General features: G+C 53.1%; 14 protein-coding genes. 9 read left to right on the forward strand and 5 right to left on the reverse strand.

The genetic code is table 11. The features are described from left to right. Positions 1-182: 182 nt before the first annotated feature. On the forward strand, positions 183-2,786 hold the full coding sequence (locus FHS19_RS03080; RefSeq protein ID WP_183578412.1) for an exo-rhamnogalacturonan lyase family protein: 2,604 nt from the start codon (positions 183-185) through the stop codon (positions 2,784-2,786). 51 nt (positions 2,787-2,837) lie between these two features. Next, positions 2,838-3,572, forward strand: coding sequence for a DUF1961 family protein (locus tag FHS19_RS03085; protein ID WP_183578415.1), 735 nt, complete (start codon positions 2,838-2,840; stop codon positions 3,570-3,572). A gap of 144 nt (positions 3,573-3,716) precedes the next feature. Here FHS19_RS03085 and FHS19_RS03090 read toward each other — a convergent pair whose 3' ends face one another. Next, positions 3,717-4,232 carry an ADP-heptose synthase gene (locus FHS19_RS03090; RefSeq protein WP_076167894.1) on the reverse strand — a complete coding sequence of 172 codons (516 nt, stop codon included), beginning with the start codon at positions 4,230-4,232 and terminating at the stop codon, positions 3,717-3,719. A gap of 381 nt (positions 4,233-4,613) precedes the next feature. Here FHS19_RS03090 and FHS19_RS03095 point away from each other — a divergent pair, with 381 nt between their 5' ends. Beyond that, positions 4,614-6,362 carry an ABC transporter ATP-binding protein gene (locus tag FHS19_RS03095; protein ID WP_183578418.1) on the forward strand — a complete coding sequence of 583 codons (1,749 nt, stop codon included), beginning with the start codon at positions 4,614-4,616 and terminating at the stop codon, positions 6,360-6,362. Between the two features lie 99 nt (positions 6,363-6,461). Here the strand turns inward: FHS19_RS03095 and FHS19_RS03100 are convergent, their stop codons facing one another. Next, the gene (locus FHS19_RS03100) at positions 6,462-6,914 is read right to left on the reverse strand and encodes a DUF441 domain-containing protein (RefSeq protein WP_183578421.1); all 453 of its coding nucleotides are present in this window, start codon (positions 6,912-6,914) and stop codon (positions 6,462-6,464) included. A gap of 101 nt (positions 6,915-7,015) precedes the next feature. Further along, the gene (locus tag FHS19_RS03105; protein WP_183578424.1) at positions 7,016-8,005 is read right to left on the reverse strand and encodes a YpdA family putative bacillithiol disulfide reductase; all 990 of its coding nucleotides are present in this window, start codon (positions 8,003-8,005) and stop codon (positions 7,016-7,018) included. A gap of 383 nt (positions 8,006-8,388) precedes the next feature. Here FHS19_RS03105 and FHS19_RS03110 point away from each other — a divergent pair, with 383 nt between their 5' ends. Both FHS19_RS03110 and rsgA read left to right on the forward strand, forming a co-directional pair. After that, positions 8,389-8,724 (forward strand): DUF2087 domain-containing protein, encoded by a 336-nt coding sequence (locus FHS19_RS03110; RefSeq protein ID WP_246426404.1) that lies wholly within the window; start codon positions 8,389-8,391, stop codon positions 8,722-8,724. A 436-nt stretch (positions 8,725-9,160) separates the two neighbouring features. Then, positions 9,161-10,249: a ribosome small subunit-dependent GTPase A gene (gene rsgA / locus FHS19_RS03115; RefSeq protein ID WP_246426405.1), complete on the forward strand. Its 1,089-nt coding sequence runs from the start codon at positions 9,161-9,163 to the stop codon at positions 10,247-10,249. Positions 10,250-10,343: 94 nt separating this feature from the next. Here rsgA and FHS19_RS03120 read toward each other — a convergent pair whose 3' ends face one another. After that, positions 10,344-10,970 carry an FMN-dependent NADH-azoreductase gene (locus FHS19_RS03120; RefSeq protein ID WP_183578430.1) on the reverse strand — a complete coding sequence of 209 codons (627 nt, stop codon included), beginning with the start codon at positions 10,968-10,970 and terminating at the stop codon, positions 10,344-10,346. A gap of 212 nt (positions 10,971-11,182) precedes the next feature. On the opposite strand from FHS19_RS03120, the gene FHS19_RS03125 reads away from it, so the two are divergent. From FHS19_RS03125 to FHS19_RS03135, 3 genes are all read left to right on the forward strand, one after another. After that, entirely contained in the window at positions 11,183-11,710 is a 528-nt protein-coding gene (locus tag FHS19_RS03125; protein WP_183578434.1) for a hypothetical protein, read from the forward strand. 97 nt (positions 11,711-11,807) lie between these two features. Beyond that, a complete protein-coding gene (locus tag FHS19_RS03130; protein ID WP_163872756.1) occupies positions 11,808-11,945 on the forward strand; it encodes a hypothetical protein in 138 nt (45 codons plus the stop codon). A gap of 271 nt (positions 11,946-12,216) precedes the next feature. Next, positions 12,217-12,375 carry a hypothetical protein gene (locus tag FHS19_RS03135; protein ID WP_183578437.1) on the forward strand — a complete coding sequence of 53 codons (159 nt, stop codon included), beginning with the start codon at positions 12,217-12,219 and terminating at the stop codon, positions 12,373-12,375. An 80-nt stretch (positions 12,376-12,455) separates the two neighbouring features. Here the strand turns inward: FHS19_RS03135 and FHS19_RS03140 are convergent, their stop codons facing one another. Further along, on the reverse strand, positions 12,456-12,695 hold the full coding sequence (locus FHS19_RS03140; protein ID WP_183578440.1) for a hypothetical protein: 240 nt from the start codon (positions 12,693-12,695) through the stop codon (positions 12,456-12,458). 524 nt (positions 12,696-13,219) lie between these two features. Between FHS19_RS03140 and FHS19_RS03145 the strand changes: the two genes are divergently transcribed. Beyond that, entirely contained in the window at positions 13,220-13,552 is a 333-nt protein-coding gene (locus FHS19_RS03145; RefSeq protein ID WP_183578443.1) for a hypothetical protein, read from the forward strand. The last annotated feature ends 8 nt before the right edge of the window (positions 13,553-13,560 follow it).

Raw genomic sequence — 13,560 nt, forward strand, 5'->3', positions numbered from 1 at the left:
TCAGGAGGCAGACCTCTGATGCCTACCCTGCCTGCAAGAATGTGCAAGCCGGGTGAAAACGTGCAATGCTTCCGCATCGGGCCCGCCAAGAAAGTGCCATTGCCGGGAAAACGGCCGTTCTCTACACTGAAGGCGTGATCACAAAAGCGGAAGCAAACGAAATGCCAAAAGGAGATGAGTCCATGAACGAAACCCGAGTAAACTTACGTTGGCTGAAGGACGCCCCGACCGTTCCGGCCGGGGTGACATGGGGCATGCCGTGGAAGGAAGGACAGCTGCAGAGAGACGAGCCGTTGGCACTGCACGCGCAGGAAGGCGGCGGGATTCCCGCCCTGCAGAGCTGGCCGGCCGCGTATTGGCCGGACGGCAGCGTCAAATGGACGGCACATGCAGCCGTTTTTCCCGCAGGAGCACCCTCCAGCTACGCCGTTGAGAAAGGGGAAGCCGCACGGACGGCATCGGCGCCTTCATTGTCCGTTACTGAGACGGATGAAGGCATTCAAGTGGACACGGGAGTGTTTTCTTTTCACATTCCGAAGAGCGGCAGCCGGATTATAAGCAGCGTGCACCGGGACGGAGTCCTCGTCTGCTCCGGCGGGGAATTAATCGCCGTCAAGGAAAGCGTAAGTGAGCTGACCGGCGCGCGTACGATCCGGGAGGAGCGGTATCAATCCCGGATTTATTCGGCAAAGGTGGAGCAGGCCGGGCCTGTGAGGGCGGTCGTCAAGCTGACAGGCCGGCACCGCACCGTGAACGGGACCGCGGAGTGGCTGCCGTTTTCGCTGCGGCTATACGCCTACGCGGGGCTGGAGTCCATTCGGATCGTGCACACGTTTTTTTACGACGGCAATCCGAACGAAGATTTCGTGAAGGGACTCGGCATCCGTTTCGTGCTGCCGATGCGGGAGAAGCTGTATAACCGCCACGTCCGTTTCGCCGGTGATACCGGCTATTTGAGCGAATCGCCGAAGACGCTGCATACGCGGCGGACGAAAGGCAAATATATGGACTTGTTCAAGCGTCAGCTGGATGGCGAAACGCTGATCGACGAACAAATGGACGACGATTATTTTATGAACCTGCTGGAGGAATCGGCTTGCTGGGACGGCTTTAAGCTGGCACAGCTCTCGGCCGATCATTACCGGATGGCCAAACGGACACAGCCCGGCTGCAGCTGGGTCAAAGCCGCCGAAGGGCGCAGAGCGCGCGGCGTCGCCTACGTCGGCGGCCCGGGCGGGGGGCTGGCGCTGGCCATGCGCCATTTTTGGCAGAAGCACCCCGCCGGTATTGAGGCGCACGGGATGACTGGAGATGAGGCGCAGCTGACCGCCTGGTTCTGGTCGCCGGAAGCTCCGGCCATGGATATGCGTCATTACGATACGAAAACGCATGTCGAATCGTCGTACGAAGGCGCAGAGGAGATGCGGGCAACCCCTTACGGCGTCGCAAACACGAGCGAGCTGACGATCTGGTGCCGCGAATCGACCCCTTCGCCGGCGGAACTGGAGGCTTACGCAGGGCATAACGAATCGCCTCCTCAGCTCGCGTGCGATCCCGACTATTTGCACCGTCAGGGCGCATTCGGCATCTGGAGCCTGCCGGACCGGGGGACGCCGGCCAAGGCACGCCTTGAAGAGAAGCTGGACGGCATCATCGCTTTCTTCCAAAGGGAGGTGGAACAGCGGCACTGGTACGGGTTCTGGGATTACGGCGATTTCATGCACAGCTATGATCCGGCCCGCCACGTCTGGAACTACGACCTGGGCGGCTGCGCATGGCAGAATACGGAGCTGGTTCCGAACATGTGGCTGTGGCTGATGTTTTTGCGCTCGGGGCGCGAAGACATTTTCCGGATGGCGGAGGCGATGACGCGGCATACGAGCGAGGTCGACGTATACCATTTCGGCGAATACGCCGGGCTCGGCTCCCGGCACAACGTCGTCCATTGGGGCTGCGGCTGCAAGGAGGCCCGGATCGGCATGGCCGGCCTGCACCGGTACTACTTCTATTTGACGGCGGACGAGCGGATCGGAGACATGATGGACGAGGCGAGGGATGCCGATTATACGACCGTCCACATCGACCCGATGCGGGCCTATTTTCCAAAAGACGAGCACAAGACGCATATTCGGGTCGGCCCGGACTGGGCGGCATTCAGCTCGAACTGGATGACCCGCTGGGAGCGGCAGGAGGATACGTTGTACCGCGATAAGCTGCTGACCGGCATTGCATGCATTAAGCAGGCCAATTACGGTCTGATTTCCGGCCCGACCTACGGCTACGATCCGCAAACCGGCGTGCTGACGCCGATGGGCGACGACAACTGGGGCCGCCATCTGGCACTCTGCATGGGAGCGCCGCAGGTGTGGTTCGAGCTGTCCGCCATGCTGAAGGATGATGAGTGGAACGAAATGATGGCCGATTTCGGCATTTTCTACAACCTCTCACAGGAAGAAAAGGACAACATCACAGGCGGGGCCATCAGCACAAAGCGGTTTGAGCATCCGGTGCTGACCCTGGCGCTCGTTGCGTATGGGGCATGGTACCGGAAGGATAAACGGACGGCTGATTTTGCGTGGTCGACGCTGCTGGGTCACCGGTTTGCCCGTACGGACCTTGAGGAAGACGCCGCGGCCGTCACCTATGTTAACGAGCTGCGCGAATTGGAGTGGATGAACACGAACGAGGCGTCGCAGTGGTCGCTGAACACGATCATCAGCCTGGCGCTGATCTCGGACGCCCTGCCGGAGGAGGCGGTGTCGGCTGGGCAGAAAGCGCAGGTATAACACTCGATGAGGAGGCCGGTCCGGCCTCCTGGGAAGGAGGTGCGCATAGCGATGCAAACGGATCCATCGACCGGGAGCGGGAACATGCAAGACACCCGCAGCCTACTTATTCCTATAGGGTGGGAGAGCATTTACGCGAATCCGCTCGCGATGCCGGAGCATGCTGCCGGTTTTCGCATGGAAGGGCAGGCCGCTGTCACGTTTCCTTTGGGCCGGATGCGGCTCGAAAGCGTTCTTGACGAGGCCGAAGGCCAGCGCGCCAATTTCGTGCTGTGGTGCCCGGAGGATTTTCCCGCGGAGGCTGCCGTGTCGTGGGATTTTTGGCCGGTGCGCGAGCCGGGGCTCGCGATCATGTTTTTTAGCGCAAGCGGCAAGAACGGCATGGATTTGTTCGACCCTTCGTTCAAGCCGCGAACGGGAGAATACGATCAATATCATCACGGCAATATGAACGCCTTTCATGTGTCTTACTTCCGGAGGAAATGGGCGGAGGAGCGAAAGTTTCAGACATGCAATTTGCGCAAAAGCTACGGCTTCCATCTGGTCACGCAAGGCGCCGACCCGATTCCAGGCGTGATGGATGCGGCCGGCCCTTACCGGATGCTGATCGTCAAAGAGGGGAGGCGCATTACCTTTGCCGTCAACGATCTCCCCTTGTTCGTATGGGAAGACGACGGAGTGTCCTACGGACCGCCTCTTGGAGGCGGCAGGCTCGGCTTCCGCCAGATGGCGCCGCTGATTGGCGAGTACGCCAATTTAACCGTTTATGCCAAAAGCAAGCCTTAACCACGGAATCCCGGTCAATTAGGCTGCTGGGTTCACCGGATCGACTTTGCGGAGGGCTGTTCATTCATATGGGCAACCCAAATCCAAACAAAAACTCCTTTCCGCTCTCTGGGAAAGGAGTTTTTGCCGCTGACCGAGACTGTATTAAATGTGCTGCGTATAGTTATCGGTTTCCACCGCAAACTGAAAATCCTCGATATCAAAAACATGCACCGGCACCGCAGCCTCGACGATCCGCTGGATCAGCTCGATCTGGTCGGTGAGCACCGGGGCTTCCTCCCGCTGCGAGGACAGCAGCAGCTCTGTCTCTACCGGGTCGAACAGCTCGCCATAGGGAGCGGTGTCCATCGCGTTGATGACCGTTATCCGCGCCGATTCACCAAGGAGGATCGAGGGGCTCTTAGCCCATGGCATATGGAGCGCTTTCTGAATTTTCTTTTTGTTCAGCGGTTCCTCGAAATAGGCGGTCAGCTCCTTGATTCTGGCCTTCACGTACCTGTCGTCCTCCGCAGAGCTCATCAGCGGCTCATCGCTGTCCTGAAGCTCATACAGCTCCAGCAGGCTGGTATAAGGCACGATATATTCAACCGGGACGCTCGTCTGGAGCAATTCTCCATAGATCGCCACCATGACCGCTTCTGTAACGAATTGTCTAGACATCAAGAACCTCCTGAATCTTAAGTATCTAACCCAACCTGACCTTGCTGGGATAATGTATAATGATCGATACAGGAACAAAGTCCGATCTTACATTTAAAGATATCTAATCATTGAAGGGGGGAAATGTCAACTCATGAGCGTTAGGAAAAGGCAATTCAGTCCGGATTTGAACCGATTGTGGCCCCTTATTCCCACCGGACTGGGAGGAGCGCTCCGGTTTGCCTGCTGCCGCAAGCCGGGAGGATTGGATCCTATGCCTAGCAGCGGATGCGGCTGATCCGAACAAGGAATGATATAAGAGGCGTCCGGATTGCCGACGCAGATTCGCCTCTACCCACGCCATTAGCCTGACTGACAGCCAGAAAGGAGAGGGAATGTTTTTTGGAATATTGGAAAGCTTATTACCGGTTTGTTAAACCTTATACGAAATGGATTATTTGTACGCTGATCATCGGCATGATCAAATTCGGCATCCCTTTGACGCTGCCGATGATACTCAAATATGTAGTGGACGACCTGCTGCTTAACCCGAACATGAGGGTTTCGGAGCAGGTTACCCGGTTGTTTCTCATTTTAGGGGGCGCGCTCGTCCTGTTTATTATCGTGCGGGGGCCGGTCGAATATTTACGGCAGTATTTTGCCCAACTGATCACGAGCCGGATTTTGTTCGACATGCGGAACCGCCTGTATGCGCACCTTCAGCGCCTGTCGCTCCGTTATTACCAGAATACGAAGGTAGGCGAGGCCATCTCTCGTTTTATCAACGACGTGGAGCAGACGAAAAATATTGTTGAAGTCGGCATGATGAACATTTGGCTGGACATGTTTACGCTGCTGATTGTGCTGGGGGTGATGCTGTATCTGAACCCGGTGCTGACCCTGGTGTCCATCGCCATTCTTCCTCTTTACGGGATTGCGGTCAACGTGCTGTATAAGCGTCTCAAGAAGCTCACCAAGGACCGTTCCCAGGCGCTCGCCGGCATTCAGGCGTATTTGCATGAACGGATTCAGGGGATTTCCGTGATCCGGAGCTTTACGCTGGAGCGCTTCGATCACAAGCAGTTTACGGGCATCAACCAGAATTTCCTGAACAAAGCGTTGGCGCAGACGAGATGGAACGCACTGACGTTCTCGATCATCAATACACTGACGGACATCGCCCCGCTGCTTGTGATCGGGTACGGCGGCTACCGGGTGATCCATCATGATTTGACCCTTGGCACATTTGTCGCCTTTTTCGGCTATCTGGACAGGCTGTACGCGCCGCTCAAGCGTTTGATCAACTCCTCCTCGGTGCTGACGCAGGCCTCCGCCTCGCTGGAACGTGTGATGGAGCTGCTGAAGGAGCCGTACGATATAGTCGATGCGCCGAATGCGAAGACCCTTCAGGGGCCGGTTCAGCATATTGCGTTTGACGAGGTGTGGTTTAAATACAATGAGGGGAGCGACTGGGTGCTTAAGGATATCAGCCTCGATATCAAGCACGGCCAGACCGTCGCTTTCGTCGGCATGAGCGGGGGCGGCAAATCGAGCCTCATTTCGCTGATCCCGAGGTTTTATGACATTCAGCAGGGCAGCGTGACCATTAATGGGCAGGATATCCGGAAGCTGACCCTTGAAAGCCTGCGGGGTTCTATCGGTATGGTGCTGCAGGATAACTTTCTGTTCAGCGGGTCGGTGAAGGATAATATTCTGATCGGCAACCCCGAGGCGGGTATGGACGAGATTCAAGCAGCAGCCGTTTCGGCCAACGCCCATGACTTTATTATGAATCTGCCGGACGGGTATGATACGGAAGTCGGGGAACGGGGTGTAAAGCTGTCGGGAGGGCAGAAGCAGCGCCTGGCCATCGCCCGCGTTTTTTTGAAGAATCCGGACATTTTGGTGCTTGATGAGGCGACCTCCGCGCTTGACCTGGAGTCCGAGCATCTCATTCAGCAGGCGCTGCAATCGCTGGCTTCAAACCGGACGACGCTGATCGTCGCCCACCGGCTCTCCACGATCACCCACGCGGACCAAATTGTCGTGATGGAACACGGGATGATTACGGAACAGGGAACGCATGCTGAACTGATGGCTTTGGAGGGAAGTTATGCACGGCTGTACAATGTGCAGCACCTGGAAGTGTAAAACAAGCAATTTAGGAATTCGGCCGATTTGGTGCCGTCTCCGATAGACACGGGTCTCTTACCATTCGAAAAAGAGGCGCCCATAGCGGGCGCCTCTTTTTTAGTTTCTGCCGATCAGCAGGGACAGCAGCCCGGCCGCAATCAAAGGCCCTACGGGAACGCCCTTGAACAAAGCGACGCCAAGTACGGTTCCGACGAGCAGTCCGGCGACGACAGTCGGATTGGCCGACATCAGGGAGGCACCGCGGCCGCCGAGATAAGCGACGAGCATCCCGATGGCAATCGCCAGCAGGGACTTCCAGTTCAGAAAGGAGCTTCCGAGCGTTTGCAAGCTCATTTTCCCGCTGGCCACCGGTGTCATGACCCCGATAGTCAAAATAATGATGCCCAGTGTCAGCCCGTACTTCTCCAGCCAGGGAAACGCCTGCTGTAAATGCAGCACCCGCAGCAGCAGCAGAATGGTCATCGCCACGGTAATGGTCGTGTTGCTGCTGATAATGCCGAGGGCGGCGAGAACCAGCAGGATCAGTGAAGTAAAATCCGTACGGAACATCTCCTTTCTTTACTCTCTTTTGTTCGCGGGGGTACCGCCGTCTATTTCATGTGTATGACGGAAGCGGACTGTCTTCCTTGAAATTTCCAACGGTAAAATATTTATTGTTGTGAAGCCCGCACGGCGGCGATATGCTCGGCGATCAGCCCGCCGTGCTTGCGGCCGGTTTCAATAAAGACCTCGTTTGCATTGCGGCCGGACGCGATGACGCCTGCCACGTAGAGTCCCGGCACATTGCTCTCCATCGTTTCCGGGTTAAACAGCGGTTTCTCCATATCTCCGTCCAGCTCGACGCCGCAGGAAGCGAGCAGCTTCCGGTCCGGCCGGAATCCGGTTAAGGCTAGCACAAAATCGTTATCGATTTCGGTTTTATGCCCGTCTTTATCCTGAACGGTAATGGACGATTCCCGAATTTCGGTGACCTTGGATTGCACATGGACCTGTATTTTCCCCTTTTTCACCATTGCTTCAAACACCGGGCGCACCCAAGGCTTGATGTTCTCGGAAACCTCTTCGCCCCGATAGACCATATCGATGTTCGCTCCAACGCGAATCAGTTCCATGGCCGCGTCAACCGCCGAGTTGCTGCCGCCGATGATCGCCACGTTCATCCCCGTATAAGGATGGGCCTCGCGGAAATAATGCGTCACTTTATCCAGATCTTCTCCGGGGATGCCAATATAGTTCGGGTGGTCGAAATAACCGGTGGAAATGACGACGTTTCTGGATTCATATTGGTGTTTTTGTCCGCTGCGGTCAACGGTATGTACCACAAAGGAATGATCCTGCAGCCGCTCCACGGACAGCGCTTCTTCGTACTGGGAGATGGACAAGTCGTAATGATCCGCTACCTTGCGGTAGTAGGACAGGGCTTCGTAACGAAAAGGCTTATCGTTTGGGGAAGGGAACGGCACATCGCCGATCTCCAGCAGTTCCGCCGTACTAAAAAACTGCATGTGGGTCGGATACAGGTAAATGGAGTGGACCAAGCAGTGCTTTTCAATGATATGTGTTGATAGTCCGCGGCGTCCGCATTCGATGGCGGCCGATAGTCCGCATGGACCGGCTCCGATAATAATGACGTCTTGCATGAATTTCTCCTCCTCTGTCTATAACCACTCACGTTTTATCGTATCGCAAATTTCCGGTAAAAACCACCATGGACAGCCAATAGAGATCCGCAAAAGTCAGCACGCGTCTGATCTTTTTAGTTGAACATGCTGCTGATACGGCGGTAATACAAGTACCGTTGACAAATTCATTTGATCAACGTATTATTAGATACATATTAAATTAGATGTTTATTAAAATATTTCAGTCATTTTGATGGGCGGTTCAGCTTGATAGGAGGCGGTCATTCACTGCCTTATACCTTCCGGAAAGCGCTCGGTATATTTTACCCAACCTTTCACGGGATTTATCAAAGGAGGTCCGGCCGATCATCGAATGAACAATGAAGGGAGCTCACATGATTATGAGTCAGGCAAACGAAATGCGGGAAGAAGCCGACGATACGGCGAACGAGGCGATGAAGGCGGCGGTGCTGCGGAACTTTTTTACAGCGGACGGGAGACTGGCGCAAATTCCTGCCCAGTACAAGAAAAAATTGATCGCCATGCAGTATCTGGTGGAGAAGCTGGAGTCCGGGCGCCGTTACACAGAGAAGGAAATCAACGCGTTTATACAGCAGTTTCATGATGATTACGCGACCATCCGTCGCGAGTTTATCATACACGGATATATGTCGCGGGACCATGAGATATATGAAATGAATTCCCGGGATCAGTGGACGAAATGGGAGAAAGTATAATTCCTTCCCGAGAATAAGGGCTTGACATGAAACAGGCTTTCCGTATATGATGGCAGCAAATGACAGGAAAGGAGACGATATAAAATGATGAAGAGCATTGTATGTAACTTGAACCCTTTTACATTTTATATACGGTCTCCTTTGACGGCTGGATAATCGATCAGACTTGACGAGTCACGCCTGATCATACGGCATATCTTCAACAGGCATGGTTTCATGCTTGCCGTATAAGCCGCGGAGACCTACATGGGTTGCCGCGGCTTTTTTTGCGCTGTGTAACGATTCGCTAGGCATCACAGGTTTGTTGTGCCTTTTTCCGAACGTTTCTTTATGCGCATAAAAGGTAAATGCTCTCTGATCATTCAGAAGTCATCCCCCGGAGCCAAAGCTTCGGGGGCTTTTTGTCATTCATTCACTGATTTGGAGGGATTCACACTTGAATTTGGAGCAATATGGTTGGAATTCGGATTGGCAGCAGAAATGGCTGCAGCTAGATCGTAAACAGCATGTTCCCGGCCGCATCGTCAGCGACTTCGGACAAATGTACCGGGTCTGGACCTCAGCCGGGGAAGTATGGGGAGAAATATCGGGTAAGCTGAAGCATGAGCATCAGGACCGGAGCGAGCTGCCGGCTGTGGGTGACTGGGTTGAAGTTCAGGTGCTGGAGCAGGAGGAGCGGGTGATCATTCACGGCGTCTTGGAACGTAAAACCTGTATCTCTCGGCAGGCCGCAGGAGTCGCTACCATTCATGAGCAGATCATCGCCTCCAACGTCGATACGCTGTTCCTGGTCAGCTCGCTCAATGACGATTTTAATGTCAGGCGCATGGAGAGGTATTTAATCATGGCTTGGAACAGCGGCGTGACCCCCGTTATTCTGCTCAGCAAAGCCGATCTATGCCTAGACGCGGAGCTGAAGGTCGCTGAGATGGAAGGAGCTGCTCCGGGAGTGCCGGTTCACGCTATCAGTGCGCTGGAAGATATCGGACGGGACATCGTGTCCGCTTACCTGGGCGAAGGGATCACGGTGGCGCTGACCGGCTCATCGGGCTGCGGCAAATCGACCATCGTCAACTGGTTGTCCGAAGCAGGCGTGCAGAAGACTCAAGGGATCCGCGAAGATGACAGCCGCGGGCGCCATACGACGACGCATCGACAGCTGTTCCTGCTGCCCCAAGGGGGCATCATGGCCGATACGCCCGGAATGCGGGAACTGCGGCTGTTCGAAGACGAAGGAGGCCTGGCCCAAGCGTTTTCCGACATCGAGGAGATCGGCGCACGGTGCCGCTTTGCGGATTGCAGGCATGAAGGCGAGGCGGGATGTGCCGTCCGGGAAGCGGTGGAATCTGGCGTACTGGAGGAACGGCGGTTGTCCAATTACCACAAGACGCAGCGGGAGCTGAAGTTTCAAGCGGTAAAAGAAGCACGAAGCCGGCGCAAGGCTGATCCGAAGGGGCGGAGTTCGAAAAGCGAGGCCCCGCGCAAGTCCTCATCCTACTGGACGAAGCAGCTGATGGATGAATAAAAAACACAACAAACCACGATGGATGCCATCGTGGTTTGTTTGGCTGGAGATCGATATCGTCCAGCTTCAGTGTAAATAAATCTTGTAAGCAGAATTAGAAGTTTTTGGCGGCTTCTGCGGCTTTGGCTACACCGGCCTCAACCAATGCGGCGGCTTGATCCGGAAGCTGATTATGGCCTTCAACGATAATGGTTGTTACATCTTGGATCCCGAACAGACCCAGGCTGCGCGTTACGAAGTTTACGGCCATTTCGCTGGCAGCGGCAGGGCCTTCGGAATAGATGCCGCCTCTTGCATTCAGGATAGCGACCTTCTTGTCACCAGCCAGACCCACAGGGCCCTCCGGTGTATATTTAAAGGTTTTGCCTGCACGGTTCAGGTAGTCCAGGTACGAATGGAGCACGGCCGGAACGGTCATGTTCCAGAGCGGGAATCCGAAGACGATTTTGTCGGCGGCAAGGAATTGATCGAGGTAGCGGTCGGCGATTGCTGCCGCTTCCCGTTCTTCAGGTGTCGTCTCGATGCCGTTAGCGGTTTTATACAGACCGGTAATGGTCGTATGGTCATAATAACGGGGTTGTTCGGCGAACAGGTCCAGTTCCACGATTTCGTCCTCCGGATGAGCTGCCGTATAGGAATCCTTGAAAGCATGATACAGCTTCACGCTGATCGCTTGGTCAATGGGACGGTTGTTTGCTTTGATAAAAAGTACAGTAGACATGAGGTAAACTCCTTTAAGTATATAATAGTGACTAACTATTTTAAATATAGTAGATGAAGATGTTTAAAAAGTCAAAAAAAATTTATTTTTTAGCAGGAACGCTTGTCGAATGATGGCGAAAATTTTTTTTGTAAAAGCGCTTTCTTTGCTGGTCATAATGGGACTAGTCATTCCAATATATAAATAGTAAGGAATAGGGAGGTGGGGGATGGATGGGCTTTTATCATCTGTTTTGGGGATTTTTGTTTTTGTTTGATTTCCAAATCAACGGTTTTGACATTTTACCCGACGTGATCGGCTATCTGCTGTTTTATATTGGGCTGGCCAAGCTGAACCGGCGCTCCGAGCATTTTCGCAAAGCGGGGAACACGGCGGCTGTCCTGCTCGGCGTGTCCGCTCTTGCCCTGATTCTGTCGCTCTTGCCCCGGTTTTCCGCGGCGATCGGAATTCCGCTGGGCCTGGTCATCCTCCTTCTGAATTTGTACATGGTGTTTCATGTTTGTCAGGGAATCGGCGCTCTGGCCGCAAGGAAAGGTCTATATCAGTTTCAAAGTATGGCTCTCCAGCGCTGGCGGTGGTACTTGCTGCTTGTCCCCGCGATGTTCGTCGTCCTGCTTATCGCTGCCCTGCTGCCCGCTGCGGCGCTCATCCTCGGGCTCATACTGATTGTGGCGTCTTTTGTCATAAATGTTCTAATGATGCTGCTGATGAGGGAAGCCGAGCATCACCTGCGCCGCTAGGCGCTGATTAAATGCGGAAACGGCTGGGTATATATTCAAAACAGGAAGAAACTCCCTGGTTATATAAGGAAAATTCAATGACAAGGAGAGGATGGGCATGTCCATTGACCGCTTTATTTTAAAAAAGTTGGACTCCTGCCAAGAAGAACATACGCGCGCCAATCTAGTGCAGCTGTTCAAAATCCGCATCCAGAAAGCAGAAAGAGCAACCGGTTTCCATATGGGCAGACACTAGTTCATGACGATCAGGGGAGCCTATACGGAATGCTGGTTTACGATATCGAACTTTATCCTTTTGCAGGTTCCCCCGAAAATGCCAAAATAGCTTTCATGAAAGAGCCCCACTTTGTGGGGTTATTTTGTGCCCTTTTTCCCGTCTATGCAACCTTTCTTTCCACCAAGCCGTCCAACAGATCAGATTGGAAAATATTATGCATGGAGTGGATGCATCGTGTGACCCGCGAAGAGTCTGGTTTCAGGGTATCGAGCGCACCGGAGTCTATCCTTTGCCGAAAATATATATCCAAATCATTTACGAGGCGCGCATTACCGGAGCGTATCAGGGGACGATCGAGCGGGCTCTGGTGTATAAGGTTGCGGCATTAGATCCCGAGGGCAACATCCATCCGAAGAAACCGATACCCGTGCCGAGGCGGCAGCCATGATCTATGAGGCGGTTGCTTTTGTGGAATCCCATCAGCAAGCAAAGTCCCTGCCTTAACATAACAAAAAAACACCATCCCTCTTAATAGAGGGACAGTGCGAGGGTGTCGTTTTCGCTCTTGCTGTGAAGGATGGCTTCGGAACCTTCGATTTCAATGCTGATCAGCGAATTCAAGCATTTCTGGAGTGCTCTTTTTCCGGTTTGAATTTTATTTTCCAAGGTGCCGCTCAGCAGCTTCAATATTTTCGAAACAGGTTGTTTGCAGTCGGTTGTAAAATATACGGGTACTACTTTGTTTTGGAAGTTAATCAGTATTCTCATAGAAATCACCTCATTCGTGTTATTCCATACCTGTATTCTACCTGCCAAATATTAAAAAAACCTTAAAGAAAACTTATAAATAGTTAAATTGCACACAATTTTTCGGAAGTGAATATAATTAGAGGCTTCCGTTTTTTTGTGAATTTTCAAAACCTGCAGCCTTAAAAATACGCCAAAAGCTATAAATCTTTTAAGAGGGAACATGCCTTTCTTGTGACTGCCTATGAAACTGGGTATCTGGTATTAATTCCAGAGTGATAAAATAGGACCAGTATCTCCTTAAAAATGGATATAAAATCAGTTACATACAGATAATCCCATCTTAAAATGATTCTTAAGAACTACAAAATCCTGAAGGAGCGGGAATCAAACTAGTTAAAATGTCACAAATTGACAGGATTATGCACTGATGTTACATTATCATAAGGTTACAAAGTTTTCATATTTTCGCTTGGGTCTGCTGAATATTTCTTCTATTACAATAAATAAGCTAATTCTACTATGGCAAGAAGGAGTGAACACCTTTGATTCTAACCGTGATGATCAGCGGCCAGGAAAGAGACTGGTTCGATGTCGAAGTGCCGGATGACTGTGCGGCGGCCCACCTAAAGGATATGCTGGGCGTTCGAATCTATGGGGAGGCTCCGCCTGAAGGCTCGCAATATATATTAGAAGGGAAATTTCCCGAGGGGCTCTGGTTCCCGGTAAAGGATGCCCAGGATGTAGCTGAAGCAGGACTAAGGGAAGGCTGTATGGTCCGAATCCAGCGGGCCTTTTCGACCACGACGGAAGAGGCGCCGAGCTTCGGCAGAAGAAATTTGTTTCAATATGAATGGAATCGGGTAATGGAAAGTTAAAAATGTTT

This window comes from Paenibacillus rhizosphaerae (assembly GCF_014192015.1).
In the GTDB taxonomy this organism is placed as follows: Bacteria; Bacillota; Bacilli; order Paenibacillales; family Paenibacillaceae; genus Paenibacillus_AQ; species Paenibacillus_AQ rhizosphaerae.